At 45.1% G+C, this 21672-nt stretch carries 18 protein-coding genes; 14 read left to right on the top strand and 4 right to left on the bottom strand.

Features of this window, described 5'->3' with window-relative positions:
* Positions 1-20: 20 nt before the first annotated feature.
* A complete protein-coding gene (gene glnE / locus ATB74_RS15245) occupies positions 21-2870 on the top strand; it encodes a bifunctional [glutamate--ammonia ligase]-adenylyl-L-tyrosine phosphorylase/[glutamate--ammonia-ligase] adenylyltransferase (protein WP_061019068.1) in 2850 nt (949 codons plus the stop codon).
* A 120-nt stretch (positions 2871-2990) separates the two neighbouring features.
* Complete coding sequence (hldE, locus tag ATB74_RS15240; protein ID WP_061019067.1) at positions 2991-4421, top strand: bifunctional D-glycero-beta-D-manno-heptose-7-phosphate kinase/D-glycero-beta-D-manno-heptose 1-phosphate adenylyltransferase HldE; 1431 nt, start codon at positions 2991-2993, stop codon at positions 4419-4421.
* Positions 4422-4531: 110 nt separating this feature from the next.
* Here hldE and tolC read toward each other — a convergent pair whose 3' ends face one another.
* The gene (gene tolC, locus ATB74_RS15235; protein ID WP_061019066.1) at positions 4532-5842 is read right to left on the bottom strand and encodes an outer membrane channel protein TolC; all 1311 of its coding nucleotides are present in this window, start codon (positions 5840-5842) and stop codon (positions 4532-4534) included.
* 228 nt (positions 5843-6070) lie between these two features.
* Between tolC and nudF the strand changes: the two genes are divergently transcribed.
* From nudF to parC, 6 genes are all read left to right on the top strand, one after another.
* Positions 6071-6700: an ADP-ribose diphosphatase gene (gene nudF, locus ATB74_RS15230; protein ID WP_061019065.1), complete on the top strand. Its 630-nt coding sequence runs from the start codon at positions 6071-6073 to the stop codon at positions 6698-6700.
* 4 nt (positions 6701-6704) lie between these two features.
* The gene (locus ATB74_RS15225) at positions 6705-7145 is read left to right on the top strand and encodes a DUF1249 family protein (protein ID WP_008222561.1); all 441 of its coding nucleotides are present in this window, start codon (positions 6705-6707) and stop codon (positions 7143-7145) included.
* A gap of 59 nt (positions 7146-7204) precedes the next feature.
* Positions 7205-8029 carry a 3',5'-cyclic-AMP phosphodiesterase gene (gene cpdA / locus ATB74_RS15220; protein WP_061019064.1) on the top strand — a complete coding sequence of 275 codons (825 nt, stop codon included), beginning with the start codon at positions 7205-7207 and terminating at the stop codon, positions 8027-8029.
* Positions 8030-8044: 15 nt separating this feature from the next.
* Positions 8045-8650, top strand: coding sequence for an esterase YqiA (gene yqiA / locus ATB74_RS15215; protein ID WP_060983024.1), 606 nt, complete (start codon positions 8045-8047; stop codon positions 8648-8650).
* 239 nt (positions 8651-8889) lie between these two features.
* The gene (gene parE / locus ATB74_RS15210) at positions 8890-10770 is read left to right on the top strand and encodes a DNA topoisomerase IV subunit B (protein WP_017061428.1); all 1881 of its coding nucleotides are present in this window, start codon (positions 8890-8892) and stop codon (positions 10768-10770) included.
* A gap of 3 nt (positions 10771-10773) precedes the next feature.
* Positions 10774-13032: a DNA topoisomerase IV subunit A gene (gene parC / locus ATB74_RS15205; RefSeq protein ID WP_060983026.1), complete on the top strand. Its 2259-nt coding sequence runs from the start codon at positions 10774-10776 to the stop codon at positions 13030-13032.
* Between the two features lie 116 nt (positions 13033-13148).
* Here the strand turns inward: parC and degS are convergent, their stop codons facing one another.
* The 3 genes from degS to zapG form a co-directional block, all read right to left on the bottom strand.
* A complete protein-coding gene (gene degS / locus ATB74_RS15200; protein ID WP_061019063.1) occupies positions 13149-14213 on the bottom strand; it encodes an outer membrane-stress sensor serine endopeptidase DegS in 1065 nt (354 codons plus the stop codon).
* A gap of 158 nt (positions 14214-14371) precedes the next feature.
* Positions 14372-15727 (bottom strand): Do family serine endopeptidase, encoded by a 1356-nt coding sequence (locus ATB74_RS15195; RefSeq protein WP_050053096.1) that lies wholly within the window; start codon positions 15725-15727, stop codon positions 14372-14374.
* Positions 15728-15853: 126 nt separating this feature from the next.
* Positions 15854-16309, bottom strand: a complete 456-nt coding sequence (gene zapG / locus ATB74_RS15190) for a Z-ring associated protein ZapG (RefSeq protein ID WP_060983029.1) — start codon at positions 16307-16309, stop codon at positions 15854-15856.
* Positions 16310-16528: 219 nt separating this feature from the next.
* Between zapG and zapE the strand changes: the two genes are divergently transcribed.
* From zapE to ATB74_RS15160, 6 genes are all read left to right on the top strand, one after another.
* Entirely contained in the window at positions 16529-17632 is a 1104-nt protein-coding gene (gene zapE / locus ATB74_RS15185) for a cell division protein ZapE (RefSeq protein WP_050635033.1), read from the top strand.
* Between the two features lie 247 nt (positions 17633-17879).
* Complete coding sequence (gene rplM, locus ATB74_RS15180; protein WP_010434689.1) at positions 17880-18308, top strand: 50S ribosomal protein L13; 429 nt, start codon at positions 17880-17882, stop codon at positions 18306-18308.
* 13 nt (positions 18309-18321) lie between these two features.
* A complete protein-coding gene (rpsI, locus tag ATB74_RS15175) occupies positions 18322-18714 on the top strand; it encodes a 30S ribosomal protein S9 (protein ID WP_004740758.1) in 393 nt (130 codons plus the stop codon).
* Between the two features lie 330 nt (positions 18715-19044).
* Entirely contained in the window at positions 19045-19635 is a 591-nt protein-coding gene (gene petA / locus ATB74_RS15170; RefSeq protein ID WP_061019062.1) for a ubiquinol-cytochrome c reductase iron-sulfur subunit, read from the top strand.
* Positions 19635-20900, top strand: a complete 1266-nt coding sequence (locus ATB74_RS15165) for a cytochrome b (RefSeq protein ID WP_017629361.1) — start codon at positions 19635-19637, stop codon at positions 20898-20900. Before petA ends, ATB74_RS15165 begins: the two co-directional genes overlap by 1 nt.
* A complete protein-coding gene (locus ATB74_RS15160) occupies positions 20897-21634 on the top strand; it encodes a cytochrome c1 (protein ID WP_048658023.1) in 738 nt (245 codons plus the stop codon). Before ATB74_RS15165 ends, ATB74_RS15160 begins: the two co-directional genes overlap by 4 nt.
* Positions 21635-21672 lie beyond the last annotated feature (38 nt).

Genomic DNA, 21672 nt, shown 5'->3' with positions numbered 1-21672 from the left:
AGCTTATACAAGGAAGAAACATGCCATTGCCTTCTCAACTCATCACTCACTCCCAGTCTGCTTTTGAGCAATTATTAGAGCATCAAAGTGAAGCCATCAATACTTGGTCTGAGCCACTAATTGAAGATCTTAAACGTGTACTCGGCTTAAGCTGTTTTATTGGTGATTGCCTGCAGCGTGATACGGTTTTATGCGGTGACTTACCTGATATGTTGGCATGTGCAGAGTGCGCTGAAGGGTACCGAGAGCGACTAGCTGAGTTACTTTCTGGTTGTGCTGATGAAATGAGTGGTCAGCGCGTGCTGCGTCAATTCCGCAATCGAGAAATGACTTACATTGCTTGGCGTGATTTTATGGGTTCGTGGGAGCTAGAGCAGAGCCTAAACCATCTATCGATGTTGGCTGAGGCGATGATCTTCGAAACCTATCAATGGCAGTACGATATTTGTTGTAAAGAGTGGGGTACACCTTGTAATGAACAAGGTGAAGCACAGCCAATGTTGATCATTGGTATGGGCAAGCTAGGGGGCGGTGAGCTCAATTTCTCTTCTGATATTGACCTGATTTTTACCTATCCTGAGAATGGCGAAACCCAAGGTGCAAGACGAAGTATCGCCAACGCACAATTTTTCACACGCTTGGGGCAACGTATTATCAAGGCACTTGACCAGCAAACCTTTGATGGATTCTGTTATCGAGTCGACATGCGTTTACGTCCATTTGGTGAGAGCGGTCCACTTGTGATGAGCTATGCGGCACTTGAAGATTATTACCAAGAACAAGGTCGTGATTGGGAACGCTACGCGATGGTCAAAGCGCGAGTGATGGGCAGCGAAATGTATCCTGAGTATCAAGAGCTTCGCCAAATGTTACGCCCGTTTGTTTTCCGTCGTTATATTGATTTCAGTGCGATTCAATCTCTGCGCCGAATGAAATCGATGATCAGCAGTGAAGTTCGCCGTCGGGGCCTCTCAAATAACATCAAACTTGGGTCTGGTGGTATTCGTGAAGTGGAGTTTATTGCGCAAGTTTTCCAATTGATTCGTGGTGGGCGCGAACCTAGCCTTCGTGGTAGAGGTCTATTGGAAACGTTAAGTGCGATTGAGTCTCTTCATCTGCTAGAGGCCCAAGAGGTAAGGCATTTACGCGAGGCTTACCTGTTTCTGCGTCGTCTTGAGAACCTATTACAAGCGATGGCTGATAAGCAAACTCAAACCTTACCTGATGGTGAATTCGAACAGTTGCAACTCGCTGTCGCAATGCAATTCATTGATTGGGACAGTTTGATTGCTGCAACTCGAACTCATATGGCAAATGTACATACCGTGTTCGAAGACTTAATTGGCGTTGATGAAGATGACGCTAATCCGATCGCGAGTCACTTTAGTGAACTGTGGGATATGGCCCATAAACCAGACGTGATTGAACAAGTACTGGAGCATGATATTGCGATTGCTAGCCCGCCTGAAGCTGCGAGAACGATCATTCAGTTTAAAGCCGATTTGGCTAAAAAAACCCTTGGCCCACGTGGACGAGAAGTTCTGAATCGCTTGATGCCTAAAGTGTTTCAAGCGCTATACACCGCTAAGGATGCCGAGTTTGGTTTATCTCGAGTGCTGCATCTACTGCAAAAAATCGTTACGCGTACCACTTACCTTGAACTACTAGATGAGCACCCTGCTGCGTTGACTCAGTTAGTTCGCTTATGTACAGCAAGCCCGATGATTTCGGAGCAGCTGGGTCGTTACCCAATTCTGTTAGATGAACTTATCGATCCTCAGCAACTCTACAATCCAGTACCTTTAGAGTCTTACAAGACCGAATTGCGTGATTACCTAGCCCGTATCCCTGAAGATGATATGGAGCAACAGATGGAAGGTCTGCGTCAGTTTAAGCAGACTTGTATTTTGAGGATCGCAGCTGCGGATATTGCGGGCGCTCTACCTGTCATGAAGGTTAGTGATCATTTGACCTACTTAGCGGAAGCCATTGTTGAAGCCGGAGTTAACCAGGCTTGGTTACAGGTGTCAGCAAAGTTTGGTGAGCCGACCCATGTTAAAGATCGTGAAGGTCGTGGTTTTGCTGTTGTCGGTTATGGCAAAGTGGGCGGCTGGGAGCTTGGCTATAATTCCGATCTCGATATTGTGTTCATGCATGACTGCCCGGTACATATCTATACTGATGGTAAGAAAGAGATCGATGGACGCCAATTCTACTTAAGATTAGCGCAGCGTATTATTCATATTTTCTCGACCAGAACCGCTTCCGGCATTCTGTACGAAGTCGACACTCGTCTACGCCCTTCTGGTGCATCTGGCTTGTTGGTGAGTCCAACCGATGCCTTTGACGAGTATCAGCACAATGACGCGTGGACTTGGGAACACCAAGCTTTGACACGCGCTCGCATGATTTATGGCGATGACTTATTGGCTTCCGCATTCAATAAAACACGTCATGAGGTGTTATGCCTACAACGTGATGAAGCAACGTTGAAGAAGGCGGTAGTGGATATGCGAGAAAAAATGCGTGATCACCTCGGCGGTAAAAAAGCCGATCGATTCATGCTCAAACAAGATGCGGGTGGTATTACCGATATTGAATTCTTGGCGCAATATTTAGTCCTTCGATACAGCAATGAGAAGCCAAAGCTTACTCGTTGGTGTGACAATGTACGAATCTTCGAAAGCTTGTTGTCACAAGGGATTATGGACGAGCAACAAGGGATGGCATTAACCCATGCTTATACAACGTTAAGAGATGAAATCCACCACCGTAATCTACTCAATCTTGATGCGGATGTGGCGATTGAAAAGTTTGAAATGGAAAGAGAACATGTTGTTCAAGCATGGAAGCAGTGGATGGAAGCGTAGCTTGTCTTTCGCTTAGCTATCACAGTGCCTATCGAAGTAGGCTTTACTCATTTTTCTATAGTTTAGCCTCTGTAATCAGTGTGCTAGACTCTAGCCAGATTCGATTTTTGGAGATCCATAATGAAACCAATTCTACCTGACTACAGCCAATCAGGCGTTCTTGTTGTCGGTGACGTCATGCTTGACCGTTACTGGTATGGCCCAACTGGCCGCATTTCACCAGAAGCACCTGTACCCGTTGTAAAAGTAGAAAATAACGAAGAGCGTCCTGGTGGTGCTGCCAACGTAGCGATGAATATTGCTTCTCTTGGTGGTCATGCTCATATCGTTGGTTTGACCGGTAAAGATGAGCCTGCTGAGGTGTTAAAAAATACCTTAGGCGCACTAAAGGTTAAATGTGATTTCGTTGAGTTAGAAGATTACCCAACCATTACTAAACTGCGTGTGATGAGCCGTGGTCAGCAGCTAATTCGCCTTGATTTTGAAGACAAATTTGAGAATACAGATCCTGCGCTTGTTTTGTCTCGTATGGAGCAAGCGCTCCCTAACGTTCGCTCGGTAATTCTATCTGATTATGCAAAAGGTGCTCTTGAACACGTGCAGAGCTTTATCCAAAAAGCGCGCGCGGCAAAAGTTCCTGTGTTTATCGACCCAAAAGGCGCGGACTTTGAACGCTACCGTGGTGCGACTTTACTGACGCCAAACATGGCTGAGTTCGAGTTGGTTGCTGGCAAAGTAAAATCTGAAGAAGAAATGATCGAAAAAGGACTCGCACTGATTGAAGAGTTTGATTTCGAAGCTTTGTTGGTGACTCGTAGTGAGCATGGTATGACACTACTTCGCAAAGGTTTAGAACCATTCCATTTGCCGACTCAAGCGAAAGAAGTTTATGACGTGACGGGTGCTGGAGATACGGTTATCTCAGTTCTGGCGGCTTCTGTTGCTGCGGGGAAACCACTTGATGAAGCGTGTGCATTAGCGAATGCGGCTGCTGGCGTGGTAGTTGGTAAGCTTGGTACATCCACACTGTCTACGATTGAGTTAGCGGAAGCGATTCACGGTAGTCAAGACACAGATTATGGTGTGATCTCGGAAGCGGCACTGGTTGAAGCAGTGAAACGTGCTCGAGCGAAAGGTGAGAAGGTCGTTATGACCAATGGCTGCTTTGATATTCTGCATGCCGGCCATGTTTCTTACATGAACCACGCAGCTGAGCTAGGTGACCGCTTGATCGTTGCCGTTAATACTGACGAGTCTGTTAAGCGCTTGAAAGGCCCTGGTCGCCCTGTGAACCCAACCGATCGCCGTATGGCGGTATTGGCTGGCTTAGGTGCAGTTGATTGGGTTGTGCCGTTTTCTGAAGACACACCTCAACGTTTGATCTCTGAGGTTTTACCAAGCATTCTTGTGAAAGGTGGTGACTACAAACCTGAAGATATTGCTGGTGGTGCGGAAGTAATTGCAGCTGGCGGTGAAGTGAAAGTACTTAACTTTGAAGATGGCTGCTCTACGACTGAAATTATTAAAGCGATTAAAGGTGGTCGAGGCTAGTTTCTAGTCTTTTGGTGCTAAGCTTTTAGTTAGGCCGTAAATCTCGCTTTGAATAGATAATAAAAATGCCGCTCAATGAGCGGCATTTTTGTAGCTAGCGTAATTTAGAATTACTTACTTGCGACTTTTAGACCTGCGTTTACATCAACAATATCTTGTTCGCTTAGAGTACCAACCGCTTGACGAAGCTGAAGTACACTTAGGATGTAGTTGTAACGAGCATCTGAAAGGTTCTTGTTCGCGTCGTATAGACGACGAGTCGAATCTAATACGTCAACGATAGTACGAGTACCTACATCAAAGCCGGCTTCAGTTGCTTCTAAAGCAGACTGAGCAGAAACTACAGACTGTTCGTAAGCGCGTAGAGCACCGATCGAAGCGCTGATGTTGTTGTTGAACGCACGTACGTCTTTTACAACGCTGCGGTAGGTTGCTTCTAAGTCTTCACTTGCCGCAACGTAGTTGTATTCAGCCTGTCGAGTCAAAGAAGTAGTGTTGCCACCCGTGTATAGAGGCACGACTAAGTTTACCCCTACGTTGAAGTCGTTGTAATCACCTTGAGAACCGTTATTACTATTGCTTTCATCACCGTAGTTATAGCCACCATCAAGGGTTAAGCTAGGTAGGTGACCAGAGCTTGCTAGCGAGATGTTATCTTTCGCCACATCTTGAGAGATCCGCGCTGCTAGAAGACTAAGGTTGTTTTTCTCTGCTTGCTGCACAAGTGCAACCGCAGAGTCTGAAGATTTGCTTGCAGAGAAACGGTCAGTATCTAGGATGCTTAGGTTAGAGTGTTCTTGACCTGTGATCTCACGTAGACCTTCGTAGTTATTAGTCAGAGTGTTCTCTGCTAAGACTTCGTCTGCCAAAACGCCATCGTACTGAGCTTGTGCGTCATGTACATCGGTGATTGCTGAAAGACCTACTTCAAAACGTTGTTTTGTTTGTTCTAGTTGGCGAGCAACTGCTGCTTTCTCGGCACGGACGAATTCAAGGTTATCTTGAGCTCGAAGTACTTCGAAGTACGCTGTTGCTACACGCAGGATCAAAGCTTGCTGCTCTGCCGCGTATGCTGAATCAGCCTGACGAGCACTTTTTTCTGCTGTATCGAGCGTGATCCATGAAGAGCGTTGATAAAGCTCCTGAGAAAAATTAATACCAGCTGTAAGCTTGTCACTTTCACGAGCATCAATATCACTACGGTTAATGTTATAACCTGCAGTGAGGTTAATTTGTGGTAGCAAATCACTACGGCTTGACGTTACTGCTTCAAAAGCGGCATCGCGCTGCGCTGCTGAACGAAGAAGCTGTGGATCGTTCTGTTTTGCTTGGTCATAAACTTCAGCTAGCGTATCAGCAAAAGCTGATGAACTCAGGCTGCCAATTGCTGCACTGATAAATAGTGGAAGCAGTTTTTTCATTTTCCTATTCCTGCCTTTAATAGAATTTTTCTTTAAAAGAGTTTAACCCAGTTTGGTGGTAATTTACTCGAAACTTTGCACTTTTTTACATTTAACTGTCCACTTGTACAATATTTATTTTTTAAAACTTAACTTTAATTATAAGTTTTGTATAAAAAGTTGAACCTTATCCTTGGTAGTTAACTCGGACAATGAGTAAACTATAAAGATCACTTAGTGAGGTACCAAATGCAACAGTCTGACAATCAACGACATGAGTTTACTCCGCAAGATGTGGAAATAGTCTCAAAAGAGACGCTGTTTCGTGGTTTTTTTAAAATGGTTAAGTACACATTTAAACATAGATTGTTTGAGGGGGGCTGGAGCCAACCAATAGAACGCGAAATGTTTGAGCGTGGTCATGCAGCCGCTTTGCTACCTTATGATCCTTTTCGAGATGAAGTTGTGATCGTCGAACAGATCCGTGTCGGTGCTCTAGAGCATGAAAACCCATGGCAATATGAGATTGTTGCCGGGATCATTGATACTGACGAGTCACCACAAGATGTTGCTCGTCGTGAAGCGATGGAAGAAGCTGGAGTCGAAGTTGGATCTGTATTACCTATTACTTCGTATTACCCTTCATCTGGCGGTTGCTCGGAAAAGCTCGACGTCTTTGTTGGCTGTGTTGATGCAACGACAGCTAAAGGGGTGCATGGATTGGATTACGAAGGTGAAGACATTAGGGTACAAGTGATGACTCGCGAGGCCGCTTATCAGTTGGTAACAGATGGTGTGTTTGAAAATGGCGCCACAATCATTGCGCTACAGTGGCTACAATTGAACTACCAAGAATTACAATCAGAGTGGATAGATTAACGTCATGCCAAATATAGCGGTCAAAAAACCGTATCATGTTGATCTTGCTGAATTGATGCGAGTTTACGAGACTAACTATGCCAAACTTAACGCTTTATTACCGGTTGGGCATGAGGTTGGTGACGTTCGCTGTTACCAAGCCGTTAATATGGTGTATCAATTGACAGTGAATGAGGTCACAAAATACACCACATTAATAGATATATGTCAGAGTGACGCGATGCCAGTGTTTCCTTTGCCAAAAATGTCTGTCAGGCTATATCACGACGCTCGAGTTGCAGAAGTGTGCGCTAGCGGGGATTTTTCGCGAGTCAAAGCGAAATATGACTACCCCAACACTAAGCTTCTGCAAAAAGACGAGAAATTTCAATTGAATAAATTTCTTGGGGAATGGTTAACGTTTTGTTTAAAAACGGGTATCAGCCGAACTCCAATTGCCTTTTAATTGAGCTTATTGAACAACACTTTTAAAGTCTAAACAGTAACGTATCTGGATTTGTTATTTTGGAATTATCACACACTTCAAAATTTGATGAGAGCACTATTAAGCTTGTGCAGCTAACGGACACGCATTTATTTGCGCCGAGCAATGGCAGCTTATTAAGCATCAACACTCAAGATAGCTTTCGTGCTGTAGTCGATGGCATTGTTAGCCAGGGCTTTGACTATCAAGCGATATTAGCCACCGGTGATATCTCTCAAGATCACAGTGCAGAGTCGTACCAGAAATTTGAGTCAGGGATTCAGCCTTTGGAAAAGCCATGTTATTGGCTGCCTGGAAACCATGACTTTAAGCCTAATATGGGCAGTGTTTTACCATCAACCCAAATACAGTGCGTTGAGCATGTCTTGCTAGGTGATAGCTGGCAGATGGTGATGTTGGATTCGCAAGTGGTGGGTGTGCCTCATGGTCGCCTCAGCGATCAACAGCTTGATCTGTTAGAACAAAAGCTGACGGAATTCCCTGAACGTAATACATTGGTTCTATTGCACCACCACCCGTTATTGGTTGGCAGTGCATGGTTGGATCAACATAACCTTAAAGACGCAGACCAATTTTGGGATGTGGTTCAACAGCACACCAATGTTAAAGCAGTGCTGTGTGGCCACGTTCATCAAGACATGAACCGAGATCATCATGGTGTACAAGTCATGGCAACACCGTCGACTTGTGTGCAATTCAAACCTAACTCAGATGACTTCGCGGTAGACACTTTGTCTCCGGGCTGGAGAGAGATTGAATTACATCAAGACGGTACTGTTAGCACGCAAGTTCGTCGTTTGCCTCATGGGCAGTTCTTGCCTGATTTTAAGGCTGCTGGTTACTAATGAAGGTGGTTATTGATGCCAGGCTCTAATCAACAAGCTAATAAGCCATCGCTGCTTCTCTATATTCATGGGTTTAACAGCTCATCACGTTCTCATAAAGCGAATGTGATGGCAGATTACTGTGCTAAGCATCGCGCTGATATTAAAGTTGTAACCCCTCAACTGCCGAGTTTCCCTCAGCAAGCGGCACTCCATTTGCAGCAGCTGGTGGAGCAATACAAAGAACAATATCAAATAGCGTTGGTGGGTAGCTCATTGGGTGGCTATCTTTCAACATGGCTGAATAGTCACTATGGTTTTAAAGCGGTGGTTGTAAACCCAGCAGTAAAGCCATTTGAGCTTCTTGCTGACTATTTAGGTGAACAAGTAAACCCATACACTGATGAGCGATATGTACTGGAAACAAAGCATATCGATGAACTGAAGGCGTTAGAGGTTCCGGTTATCACTAAGCCGAGTGATTTCTGGTTACTTCAGCAAACGGAAGATGAAGTTCTGGATTACCGACAAGCGGTAGAGAAGTACCAAGGTGCAACACAGACAGTAGAAGAGGGGGGGGATCATAGTTTTGTTGATTTTGAACGCTACCCACAACAAATCATCACCTTTCTAAATATCTAATCTGTTTCACCAACTAAGTGATTTTCTCTTGTTTGCCTGTTATTTCATCTATCAATGGTGAAATATCATAGTTTGATGTCTTAGTTTTTGAACTAGCTTGACATCATTACTCAGCTTCCAGACTATATTCCCCAATACTTCGCTCGTTCGCTCTACTATGACGGTTCATAGTAATGATTCTGCTTTAGTGAAACTGGAGCCAGCGAACTGACGCAAACTTTTTGAGTAAACTCCGTATTATGACTGAACAATATAATGCAAAAGACCTCGAGGTACTTGAAGGTCTCGACCCTGTGCGACACCGCCCGGGAATGTATACCGAGACAGAAAGACCTAACCACCTTGCCCAAGAAGTCATTGATAACTCGGTCGATGAAGCACTAGCGGGACACGCTAAGAAGATCAAAGTTGTGCTTCATGCAGACCAATCGTTAGAAGTTACCGATGACGGCCGTGGTATGCCTGTCGATATTCACCCTGAAAAAGGGATCTCAGGTGTTGAGCTGATTTTAACTAAGCTCCACTCTGGCGGTAAATTCTCGAACAACAACTACAAGTTCTCTGGTGGTCTGCACGGTGTAGGTATTTCGGTCGTAAACGCACTGTCAAAACGTGTTGAAGTGACCGTACGCCGAGAAGGTCAGGTTCATGAGATCGCACTTGAAGGCGGTCATGCTGTAACAGAACTGACTGTAACGGGCACTTGTGGCCATCGTAACAGTGGGACATCTGTACATTTTTGGCCTGATCCTAAGTATTTCGATAGCCCTAAATTTTCGACACTGCGTCTGATTAACAACCTACGTGCAAAAGCAGTACTTTGCCCAGGTTTAGAAATTACCTTTATCGACAAAGTCGGTGGCGAAGAGCATAAATGGTTCTATGAAGATGGCCTAAAAGACTACCTTGCCGAAGGCGTGAAAGGTTACACCTTACTGCCTGAAGAGCCTTATGTTGGCGAATTTGTAGCTGAAACAGAAATGGCGAACTGGGCGATCATCTGGCAGCCAGAAGGCGGTGATATGATTACCGAGAGTTACGTGAACTTAGTACCAACTAAGCAAGGTGGTACACACGTAAACGGTCTTCGCCAAGGTCTGCTTGATGCAATGCGCGAGTTCTGTGAATTCCGCAACTTGCTACCACGTGGCGTTAAGCTAACGGGCGACGATATTTTCGACCGTTGTTCTTACGTGTTATCGGTGAAGATGCAAGATCCGCAGTTTGCTGGTCAAACAAAAGAGCGCTTGTCTTCGCGTCAAACCGCTGCGTTTGTTTCTGGTGTGGTAAAAGATGCGTTTAGCTTGTGGTTGAACGAAAAGCCACAGCTGGCAGAGCAGCTAGCAGAAGCTTGTATTGCAAATGCTCACCGCCGTATGCGCGCAAGCAAAAAGGTTGTGCGTAAGAAAATAGCTTCAGGCCCAGCACTGCCGGGTAAGCTAACGGACTGTTCAGTTCAAGACTTAAGCCGTACCGAAATCTTCTTCGTGGAAGGGGACTCGGCGGGCGGTTCTGCTAAACAAGCACGTGACCGTGAGTTCCAAGCGGTGATGCCACTTCGCGGTAAGATCCTAAATACATGGGAAGTGTCAGCAGACCAAGTATTGGCTTCGCAAGAAGTACACGACATCTCAGTGGCTCTGGGTATCGACCCGGACAACGATGATTTATCAGGCCTGCGTTACGGTAAGATCTGTATCCTTGCCGATGCGGACTCGGATGGTCTTCATATCGCGACACTGCTATGTGCTTTGTTTACTCGCCATTTCCATGCATTAGTTGAAGCGGGCCATATCTATGTGGCAATGCCTCCTCTGTATCGTATCGATTGCGGCAAAGAAGTGTTCTACGCACTCGATGACGCAGAGAAAGACGGTGTGCTTGAGCGACTATCGCAGAAGAAAGCCAAGATCAACGTGCAACGATTCAAAGGTCTGGGTGAAATGAACCCACTTCAGTTGCGTGAAACCACCATGGATCCAAACACTCGTCGCCTTGTGCAGTTAACGATTGATGACAGCGAAGCGACCAACGAGATGATGGACATGCTGCTTGGTAAAAAACGTGCAGATGATCGCCGTACATGGCTACAGACTAACGGTGATATGGCCGAGGTATAATGGATGTCTAACGAAATTACATATGATGGCGTTGAACAGTTGCCAATGCGCAAGTTCACCGAAGATGCCTACTTAAATTACTCAATGTACGTGATCATGGATCGTGCATTGCCGTATATCGGTGATGGCTTGAAGCCAGTACAGCGTCGTATTATCTACGCGATGTCTGAATTGGGCTTATCAGCTGCATCGAAATACAAAAAATCAGCACGTACCGTTGGTGACGTATTAGGTAAGTATCACCCACACGGTGACTCTGCTTGTTACGAAGCGATGGTATTGATGGCGCAGCCTTTCTCTTACCGCTACCCATTGGTAGATGGTCAAGGCAACTGGGGTGCTCCGGATGACCCGAAATCGTTCGCTGCAATGCGTTATACCGAAGCGAAATTGTCTAAGTTTGCTGAGGTACTTCTAGGTGAATTAGGTCAAGGTACCGTTGATTGGCAACCAAACTTTGATGGCACCATGAAAGAGCCTCAAATGTTGCCTGCTCGTCTGCCTCATATCCTACTTAACGGTATCACTGGTATCGCGGTAGGTATGGCGACCGATATTCCACCACACAACGTACGTGAAGTCGCTAATGCGGCCATTCACCTAATTGATACGCCTAAGTCTGAGCTTTCAGATGTGATGGGTTTCATTCAAGGTCCAGATTACCCGACAGAAGCTGAGATTATCTCTCCGAAATCGGACATCGAAAAAATCTACCGTACTGGACGTGGCAGCATCAAGATGCGCGCGGTTTGGCACAAGGAAGGCTCTGATATTGTTATCACGGCTTTACCTCATCAAGTGTCAGGTGCGAAGTTACTTGAGCAAATCGCTAACCAGATGCGCGCTAAGAAGCTGCCAATGGTTGACGACTTGCGTGATGAATCTGATCATGAGAACCCAACGCGTATCGTTGTCGTTCCTCGTTCAAATCGTATCGACTGTGATCAATTGATGAGTCACCTGTTCGCGTCGACGGATCTAGAGAAAAACTTCCGCGTTAACTTGAACATGATTGGTTTAGATAACCGTCCTCAAGTTAAAGGCTTAGTTCAGATCCTGAAAGAGTGGATTGAGTTCCGTCGCACAACAGTTCGTCGTCGTTTGCAGTACCGTTTAGATAAAGTATTGGCACGTTTGCACATCTTAGAAGGCTTGCTTGCTGCTTATCTTAATATCGATGAAGTGATTGAGATCATTCGTACAGAAGACGAGCCATGTCCTGTATTGATGAGCCGTTTCAACATTTCTGAAATTCAAGCCAATGCGATTCTTGATATTAAACTTCGTAACTTAGCTAAGTTAGAAGAGTTTAAAATCCGAGCGGAACAAGAAGAGCTTGAAGCTGAACGTGAAAAGCTTGAAAAGCTACTCGGTTCAGAGCGTCGCTTGAATACGCTGATCAAGAAAGAAATCCAAGCAGATGCGGATAAATACGGCGATGATCGTCGTTCACCTCTGATTGAGCGTGCAGAAGCGAAAGCGCTAACAGAACGCGACTTAGTACCAAGCGAACCAATCACGGTTGTATTGTCTGAGAAAGGTTGGATTCGTCATGCTAAAGGGCATGAAGTTGATGCTGAAGGCTTGAACTACAAGTCTGGTGATAAGTTCTTAGCGAGCGCTAAAGGTAAGAGTAACCAACAAGCAGTGTTCCTCGGCAGTGATGGCCGAAGCTACTCCCTTGAATCTCATTCATTACCATCGGCACGTAGCCAAGGTGAGCCAATTACGGGCCGCTTGAACGTCAGCCCTGGTACTTCTATTCGCCAAGTGGTGATGGGAGAGAATGAGCAATTATGGTTAGTCGGTTCTGATGCTGGTTATGGCTTTGTTTGTAAGGGTAGCGATCTGCTGTCTAAGAACAAGAGCGGTAAAGCGTTGGTTAACTTGCCACAAGCCTCTGAAGTGATGATGCCAAGCCCTATTGCTGATTTGGACAGTAACCAAATTCTGGCGATTACTAACCAAGGCCGTATGTTGTTGTTCCCTATTAAAGACCTACCTCAGTTGAGTAAGGGTAAAGGCAACAAGATCATCAATATCCCTTCTGCGAAAGCAAAAGAGCGTGAAGAGTTTGTATCGCATCTCATGGCTATACCAGAGAATGCGACACTGACTATCTATGCCGGTAAACGTAAGCTTGGCTTGAAACCAGCAGATCTTGAAAACTTCCGTGGTGAACGTGGTCGCCGTGGTGGCCTACTACCAAGAGGTTTACAGCGAGTGACTCGCATCGATATCGAAGAGCCAAGTGAATCGTAGAGATCCCTGATACTATCTTTAGATAAAAGAAAACCCAGCCTGTGAGCTGGGTTTTTTGTATTTGTTTATAAGCCGCATAAATCCAGCAGCTTGAATTACTGTTTACAGAGTTTACTCTACAGGCGAGTATCTTCAGCAATCGTTACTTTGAGGGTTTTGTTTTCACCTTGGCGTAAGATGCCTACATCAATCACGGTACCTGGACGTAAATCAGTAACAGTATCCATCACACTCTGACGACCATTTACCTGGTTATTGTTGATGCTGACAATAATGTCTTGGGCTTCAAAACCGGCATCCGCTGCTGGGCCATTTGGATCGATACCTAACACAACAATCCCACCGATATTCTTAGTACCTAACATGCGTGAGGTGACAGAGTTGATGTCTTGTCCATCGATACCGATATAACCGCGAATCACGCGACCATCGGCGATGATCTTCTCCATGATTTTATTCGCAAGTGGATAGGGGATAGCAAATGAGATCCCATAGGTTTCCATGTCGGTAGCTTGTTGGAAAGAAGCGGTATTGATACCGACTAGCTCACCTTGTGAGTTAACCAGCGCGCCACCTGAATTACCTTCATTGATTGCCGCGTCGGTCTGAATAAAGGCTTGATGGCCATCGGCACTGATCGAAGAGCGGCCGGTTGCAGAGATGATACCAAAGGTTGTTGTTTGACCTAGGTTATATGGGTTACCGATAGCCAGTACTACATCACCGACATTGGCTTTGTAATTAGAGTTGAGTGGGATCACCGGTAGGTTGTCACCGCTGACTCTAAGTATCGCGATATCGGTGCGCTTGTCTGAGCCAACCAATTGTGCAGCGGCCACTCGGCCATCTTGAAGTGCCACAACTATTTGGTCTGCTTGAGCCACAACATGGAAGTTGGTAATGATGTAACCTTTCTCGCTAACAATCACCCCAGAGCCCAAACCTTGAGTGAGCAGTTTGTTACGATCGCTTTCAGCGTATTTACGGCTATAAATGTTAACCACTGCAGGTGCCGCTCGGCGAACTGCTTGGTTAAATGAAATCTGAAGAGAGCCAATATTATCGACTTTAGGGCTAGTGACGTCAGCAACAATTGCTGGCCTTAAGCTCGGAAATGCGAGAAGAATAAGCGCCGCTGAAACGAGTCCAAGGGAAATAGAACGAAATAGAAAGGACAGCATGTTTCCCTCTTCAACAAGTAAGGTGTGAAGCCTCCATGAATGGATGACTGACTTGATTACCAGTGAAGCATAGCATTTTGATTGATCTAAAGAAAAGGGAGACTGAGTAAGTTTAAAGCAAACTTACTGGGCCTCCCTGTAATTGCGTTGACGTAAGACTATCGAATTACAAGATAGATAGTCCTGTCGCCTCGCTGGATATTAAGCGCCAGTACACCAGGTTGTTTTTCAAGAATCTCTCTAAACTCAGCAAGGTTCTTAACCGTTTGACGGTTTACCCCGATGATGATGTCATCTTTCAGAAGTTGATAGGCTTCGGCTGGCGAGCCTTGAGCAACACTCGATACCTTGACGCCTGTTGCTGAGTCACTCTCTGTTGTGTTGGTTAACTCAGCACCGGCTAGTCCTTCATGGAGCTTCTCTGCCTGTGTCTTATTATTGGTTGATTCACCAAGCGTCACATCAAAGGTTTTGCTCTTACCGTCACGAACCACACCCAGCTCAATCTGCTTACCAGCGCCGAGTGTTGCGACCTTAGCTCTTAACTCGCTGAAGGTATCAATGCGTTTGCCATTAATAGAGACAATAATATCGCCCGCTTTCAGCCCAGCTTTATCTGCTGCGCTGTCTGGGACGATTTGGCTAACAAAGGCGCCCTTACTTGATTCATAACCGAGAGCTTCTGCCAATTCGGAGGTCACTTCTCCGCCTTGAACGCCAAGCATGCCGCGTTTTACTTCACCGAAGTCGAGAATTTGTTCTGTCAGGTTTGTCATCATATTAGAAGGGATTGCAAAGCCGATACCGACATTACCTCCGTTAGGGCCAAGAATGGCGGTGTTGATACCAATTAGCTCACCGTTGAGGTTCACTAGCGCGCCACCAGAGTTACCGCTGTTGATTGCTGCATCGGTTTGAATGAAGTTTTCAAAGTTTTCTAGATTCAGGCCGCTACGACCAAGTGCAGAAACAATACCGGATGTTACGGTTTGTCCTAGTCCGAATGGGTTGCCGATCGCGACACTAAAATCACCAACTCTTAGTTTGTCTGAGTCTGCGACTTTTATCTGGGTAAGGTTCTTGGCTTCTTCTAATTTTAGCAGTGCGATATCAGACATCTGGTCGCCACCGATAAGTTCAGCATCGTACTCTCGACCATCATGCAGTTTTACTTTGATATCGTCCGCACCATTAATGACATGGTAATTGGTCACTATATGACCTTTCTTGGCGTCGATGATGACACCAGATCCTAGCCCGCGGAATGGGCGCTCTCGTGTTTGTTCTGGACCAAAAAAGAATTGAAATTGTTCAGGGATTTGCTGACGTTGTACCTGTTTGCCTTCTACGGCAATACTAACCACAGCGGGGGTCACTTGTTCAAGCATAGGAGCAAGGCTGGGTAATTGTTCATTACCCACACTTAATGGCAGTGCGGCAGTTGCTTGAATGGGGGTGATGATTGAACTTAAGCTTAAAGTTAATACTGATAAAGCAAGCAAAGGTTTTTTCATCATAAACTCCTCTCTAGTTAAGGTCTTAACCCTCTTATACGTATAATAAGTATGAGAAGTTTCCAATGACCTGAGTGAAAGTTATGACTCAAAAACCTTTGTAAAGTTCACAGAAGTGTTAAATGTTTACGATGCTTTTGCTGTTACAACATCGGGAGCATCCATGATTTCTTTTTTCTGCTCTGTAAATAAACCGGTTGCGCCATTCGCGTAATCTTTCGGTTGTTCTTCAAGAGTTGCCTCTTTTACTGAAGACTTCTCTTGTGGCTTGTCCGAATGGGCAGCGGCTGTTTTCACAAATGGGTTGTCTTGCTCTGGCAGGTTAGGAATCAGCTCTGAGCTTGTTTTTTCCATGTGTTGGTACAGTTTTGTGTAGTCTTTACCTAAGGTGTCCAACATTTCTGCTGATTTCGCAAAGTGATCAGCCAGCTCTTGTCGCTGCTGCTCAAGGGCAAACTTTGCGCTATCTAATTCTTTCTGTACGTTCTTTTGTTTTTTGTATTCAGGTGTCATGAGACGAGAAATAGCGACCCCTAAAATAACTCCGACTAGTAAACCGGCAACGGCATACATCCAAGGCATAACAGCTCCTTATTATTGTTTTTTAACATGTTTGTTACTGCTTAGTTACACGTGCTACGGCTCCATGGTACTATGAGAATGCCGCAGTATAAAGAGAAATGCGTGTGCGCTAGTTAGCAGTTTGATGCTGCATTATTCACCACCTCACGTTATTCCTCGTACTGTTTGGGCTCATTTTTAGTTGCTGTCTGATATTGCTTTCATTGTGGAAATGTCGTCATGAATCCCATTAAAAAATACGAACAAGATATAAAAGAACATGGATTTCAAAGAGATCCAGCACAAGAGCAAGCCGTTAAATCTTTAGATGAACTCTTTCATCAATTCCAAGATTACATGAATACGCCCATTCCTCAACTGACTCGCTTCCAGAAATTACTGGGCAAAAAGCCAGAACTGCCACAGCCACCAAAAGGTCTTTACTTCTGGGGGGGCGTAGGGCGCGGTAAAACATATCTAATGGATACGTTCTACGATGCCTTACCGACCACTAAAAAAATGCGCGTTCACTTTCACCGCTTTATGTATCGAGTTCATGATGAACTAAAGGCGCTAGGTAATGTTAGCGATCCATTGCCTTTAGTAGCAGACAAGTTGAAGGAAGAAGCGGACATTATCTGTTTCGACGAATTCTTTGTTTCAGACATCACCGATGCGATGATCTTAGGAACCTTGTTCCAAGAGTTATTCGCTCGAAACGTTATTTTGGTCGCGACCTCTAATATTCCCCCTGCGGATCTATATCGTAACGGGTTACAGAGAGCGCGTTTCTTACCGGCCATTAAGCTCATTCAAGACAACTGTCATATTCTTAATGTCGATAGCGGAATCGATTACCGTTTGCGTACTTTAGAGCAAGCTGAGATTTACCATTACCCGCTAGATAGCCAAGCGAATATCAATCTCGAAAAGTATTACGCTCAGCTCGTTGGTGAAGATAAAGAGAAGCTTAAGCAGATTGAGGTTAATCACCGTCAATTAGATGTAGTCGAAGCGAGTGATGGTGTGTTGCATGGTACTTTTGCTCAGCTTTGTCAGTCGGCTCGTAGCCAGAACGACTATATTGAGTTGTCTCGGGTTTATCACACGGTTCTGCTGGCTGATGTGTTGCAAATGGGCGCGACTTCAGATGACGCTGCGAGGCGCTTCATTGCATTAGTTGATGAGTTCTACGAGCGCAATGTGAAACTGATTATTTCAGCGGAAGTGGAGCTAGAAAAGCTCTACACTCACGGTCAGCTAGAGTTTGAATTTAAACGTTGTCAGTCGCGTTTAATTGAAATGCAGAGCCATGAATATTTGGCAAAAGAACACTTAAGTTAGCTTTGATTATCTCGAATAAGAAATAGAATTAAAAAAATCGTGATTTTGTTCAAAAAGAGGTGATTTTTTCTTCGCTCTTCTCTATAATCCTGCGACCTACCGTTACTGCGGGCCTCTAGCGATGAGTAAAATCACGTTATGCCAAGAGTTTTCCAACACTCGAAGGGGTGATGAATGGTAACTCTTAGACAGTGGGAATACGCGAGTATTCCTTAAGTGTAAATTTTTTAAATAGGTAATTATTAGCATGAAAACTTTCGTTGCTAAACCAGAAACTGTAAAACGCGACTGGTATGTTGTAGACGCTGAAGGCAAAACTCTTGGCCGTCTAGCAAGTGAAATCGCTTCTCGCCTACGCGGCAAGCACAAAGCAGAATACACTCCTCACGTAGACACTGGTGATTACATCATCGTTGTTAACGCTGAGAAAGTTGCTGTAACTGGTAACAAAGCTAAGGGTAAGGTTTACTACCGTCACTCTGAGTTCCCAGGTGGTCTTAAAACTATCACTTTTGAAAAGCTAATTGCTAAGAAACCAGAAATGGTTCTAGAACTAGCAGTTAAAGGTATGCTTCCACGTGGTCCTCTAGGCCGCGCGATGTACCGTAAGCTTAAAGTGTACGCTGGTACTGAGCACAACCATGTTGCTCAACAGCCACAAGTACTAGACATCTAAGGGGATTATGAAAATGGCAGAGAATCAATACTACGGCACTGGTCGTCGCAAAAGCTCAGCAGCTCGTGTTTTCATCAAACCAGGCTCTGGTGAGATCGTAATCAACAAGCGTAGCCTTGATGTTTACTTCGGTCGTCCAACTTCTCGTATGGTTGTTAAGCAACCTCTTGAGCTAGTTGAACTAACTGAGAAACTTGACCTTTACATCACTGTTTCTGGTGGTGGTATTTCTGGTCAAGCTGGCGCAATCCGCCACGGTATCACTCGCGCTCTTATGGAGTACGATGAAACTCTACGTCCTGCTCTACGTGCAGCTGGTTACGTTACTCGTGACGCTCGTTGCGTTGAACGTAAGAAAGTTGGTCTACGTAAAGCACGTCGTAAACCTCAATTCTCTAAGCGTTAATTTTTCTTTACGAAAAAGTACACGCTCCCAGTTTTACGACTGGAATTGTGGTTCAAAGCTCGGCTATATGCCGGGCTTTTTGTTTTTATACCCCCTCTAAACGCTTCCTCTCCCTCGTTTTATTCCCAAATTCTTATATTTTGAAAGCTTTTGTAACCCAATGTGCGCTTTGCCTCATGATTGTTACAAAAAGGTAGCTTTATCTTGTCAAAAAGTAGGGTTTTATTTATCATTTGCCGTCAATAAATAGAACTAAATACATATTTTGTTAGCCATGCTCTTTAATCGGAATTATTTCAATCCATAAGGAGCAAATGGGAGAATGTTTGGATGAGCAACGCGCCTTTAAATAACGGTCGCAGGCGTTTCTTAACCGCAACAACAGCCGTTGTTGGTGGTTTAGGAGCAGCTGCTGTAGCCGTGCCTTTTATTAAATCATGGAATCCGAGTGCCAAGGCGAAAGCTGCGGGCGCGCCGGTGGAAGTGGAAGTCAGTAAGTTAGAACCGGGACAAATGGTTCGTGTCGAGTGGCAAGGTAAACCTGTATGGGTTGTACGCCGTGCTGAGTCGGTACTAGAAAACCTAAAAGCGATCGGTGGTCAACTTCGTGACCCTCAATCTGAAGCTGAACAACAACCAGAATACGCGCAGAACGAGTTCCGTTCAATTAAGCCGGAATTCTTCGTTGCTGTTGGTTTCTGTACGCACTTAGGTTGTTCTCCAACTTACCTGCCAGATTCTTTTGCAGAACAAGTTCAGGGCGTTAAGTCTGGTTTCTTCTGTCCTTGTCATGGTTCGAAGTTTGATATGGCAGGTCGAGTATTCCAAGGCGTACCCGCACCGTTGAACCTTGTTGTGCCAAAGCATATGTATTTAAGTGACACCAAGATCCTTATCGGTATTGACGAGGGAGATGCATAATGCAAGGACTACTAGACTGGGTAGAGAAACGTATACCCGCGATGAATGCTTATAAAAAGCACTTGTCTGAATACCCAATGCCTAAGAACTTTAACTTTTGGTACCTTTTCGGTTCTTTAGCTATGTTGGTACTGGTTAACCAAATCCTTACGGGTATTTGGTTAACAATGAACTACGTACCGTCTGGTGATGGTGCATTTGCTTCTGTTGAATACATCATGCGTGATGTGGAATACGGCTGGCTACTGCGTTACATGCACTCAACAGGTGCTTCGGCATTCTTCGTTGTTATCTATCTGCATATGTTCCGTGGTCTAATTTACGGTTCTTACCAAAAACCTCGTGAGCTACTTTGGATCTTCGGTATGTTGATCTTCTTAGTACTTATGGCTGAGGCTTTCATGGGTTACTTACTACCATGGGGGCAAATGTCTTACTGGGGTGCGCAGGTAATCATTTCTCTGTTTGGTGCGATTCCTGTTATTGGTGATGACCTAACGCTTTGGATCCGTGGTGACTACATCATCTCTGGTGCAACGCTGAACCGTTTCTTTGCACTGCACGTTATCGCGCTACCAATCGTACTATTGCTGCTTATCGTACTTCACGTACTAGCACTGCACGAAGTGGGTTCGAACAACCCTGACGGTATCGAAACGAAACTTCCTAAAGGTACAATGGGCGACGACTACAAAACTCAGTTCCCATTCCACAAGGATTACACTAAGAAATACGACATCATTGACTCTATTCCTTTCCACCCATACGGGACAGTGAAAGATATGGTAGGCGTTGCTGGTTTCCTATTCTTGTTCTGTTACGTGCTGTTCTTTAACCCAGAAATGGGTGGATACTTCCTTGAGCCGCCTAACTTTGAAGCTGCGAACCCGCTGAAAACACCAGAGCACATTGCTCCAGTTTGGTACTTCACGCCGTTCTACGCTGTACTTCGTGCTGTTCCTGATAAGCTGCTAGGTGTAGTCGCAATGGGTGCGTCTATTGTTGTGCTATTCCTACTGCCATGGTTCGACCGCTGTAAAGTGCGCTCTTACCGTTACCGTAGCAAACTGCATTTGATTAACATCATCCAATTCACAATAAGCTTTATTGCGCTTGGTGTACTTGGTGCGCTTCCAGCAACGCCAACATACACGTTACTGGCTCAAATCTTTAGCTTAGGTTATTTCATGTTCTTCGTTCTACTGTGGTTCTACAGTAAAAATGAAGCGACGAAACCATTACCAGAAAGGGTGACATTCAAATGAAAAAGTGGATTGTAATTTTATTTGCTATGTTGCCGTCATTGGCGATGGCAGCGGGTGCAAACGTACCATTAGACAAAGCGAACAATGACTTAACAGACAAAGCTTCATTGCAAAATGGCGCTAAGATGTTCATGAACTACTGTTTCGCTTGTCACTCAACGCAGTACCAGCGCTATGAACGTGTTGCGAATGATTTAGAGATCCCTGTTGATCTAATGAAGGAAAACCTGATTTTCGACCCAGAGGCGAAAATTGGTAGCTTGATGGTTAATGCTATGCCTTCTGAGCAAGCGGCAAGTTGGTTTGGTGCTCCGCCACCGGACCTAACTTTGGTGGCTCGTGTTCGTGGCGCAGATTGGCTATACACGTACCTTCGTACATTCTATGAAGATCCGTCTCGTCCGTTTGGCGTGAACAACATTGTTTTCCCAAGTGTAGGTATGCCGCACGTTCTTGAAGAGCTGCAAGGTATCCCAACACCAATCTACGATACGCATATGGTAGATGGCGAGGAAGTGACGGTTGTTGTTGGTACTGAAACTGACGGCTCTGGCGAATTAAGTGCCGGTGAATACGACGAAGCGGTTCGTGACCTTGTTAACTTTTTGGTTTACTCGGGCGACCCAGTTCAACTTGAGCGTCATGCTATGGGTTGGTGGGTAATGGCCTTCTTAGTCATCTTCACTATCATCGTGATTTTGCTGAAGAAAGAGTATTGGCGTGATGTGCACTAATTGTGCTATAATACCGTGCTAATTCCCAAATTATGTTA

The organism is Vibrio splendidus (genome assembly GCF_001557875.1).
Classification (GTDB): Bacteria; Pseudomonadota; Gammaproteobacteria; order Enterobacterales; family Vibrionaceae; genus Vibrio; species Vibrio splendidus_F.
Note: the sequence above shows the minus strand (reverse complement) of the source record. Positions and strands in the feature narration are given on the sequence as shown.

Excerpts from the sequence above, each read along its gene's own strand:
- glnE (WP_061019068.1), top strand. The coding sequence starts at position 21 with ATGCCATTGCCTTCTCAACTCATCACTCACTCCCAGTCTGCTTTTGAG.
- hldE (WP_061019067.1), top strand. The coding sequence starts at position 2,991 with ATGAAACCAATTCTACCTGACTACAGCCAATCAGGCGTTCTTGTTGTC.
- tolC (WP_061019066.1), bottom strand. The coding sequence starts at position 5,842 with ATGAAAAAACTGCTTCCACTATTTATCAGTGCAGCAATTGGCAGCCTG.
- nudF (WP_061019065.1), top strand. The coding sequence starts at position 6,071 with ATGCAACAGTCTGACAATCAACGACATGAGTTTACTCCGCAAGATGTG.
- ATB74_RS15225 (WP_008222561.1), top strand. The coding sequence starts at position 6,705 with ATGCCAAATATAGCGGTCAAAAAACCGTATCATGTTGATCTTGCTGAA.
- yqiA (WP_060983024.1), top strand. The coding sequence starts at position 8,045 with ATGCCAGGCTCTAATCAACAAGCTAATAAGCCATCGCTGCTTCTCTAT.
- parE (WP_017061428.1), top strand. The coding sequence starts at position 8,890 with ATGACTGAACAATATAATGCAAAAGACCTCGAGGTACTTGAAGGTCTC.
- parC (WP_060983026.1), top strand. The coding sequence starts at position 10,774 with ATGTCTAACGAAATTACATATGATGGCGTTGAACAGTTGCCAATGCGC.
- degS (WP_061019063.1), bottom strand. The coding sequence starts at position 14,213 with ATGCTGTCCTTTCTATTTCGTTCTATTTCCCTTGGACTCGTTTCAGCG.
- ATB74_RS15195 (WP_050053096.1), bottom strand. The coding sequence starts at position 15,727 with ATGAAAAAACCTTTGCTTGCTTTATCAGTATTAACTTTAAGCTTAAGT.
- zapG (WP_060983029.1), bottom strand. The coding sequence starts at position 16,309 with ATGCCTTGGATGTATGCCGTTGCCGGTTTACTAGTCGGAGTTATTTTA.
- zapE (WP_050635033.1), top strand. The coding sequence starts at position 16,529 with ATGAATCCCATTAAAAAATACGAACAAGATATAAAAGAACATGGATTT.
- rplM (WP_010434689.1), top strand. The coding sequence starts at position 17,880 with ATGAAAACTTTCGTTGCTAAACCAGAAACTGTAAAACGCGACTGGTAT.
- rpsI (WP_004740758.1), top strand. The coding sequence starts at position 18,322 with ATGGCAGAGAATCAATACTACGGCACTGGTCGTCGCAAAAGCTCAGCA.
- petA (WP_061019062.1), top strand. The coding sequence starts at position 19,045 with ATGAGCAACGCGCCTTTAAATAACGGTCGCAGGCGTTTCTTAACCGCA.
- ATB74_RS15165 (WP_017629361.1), top strand. The coding sequence starts at position 19,635 with ATGCAAGGACTACTAGACTGGGTAGAGAAACGTATACCCGCGATGAAT.
- ATB74_RS15160 (WP_048658023.1), top strand. The coding sequence starts at position 20,897 with ATGAAAAAGTGGATTGTAATTTTATTTGCTATGTTGCCGTCATTGGCG.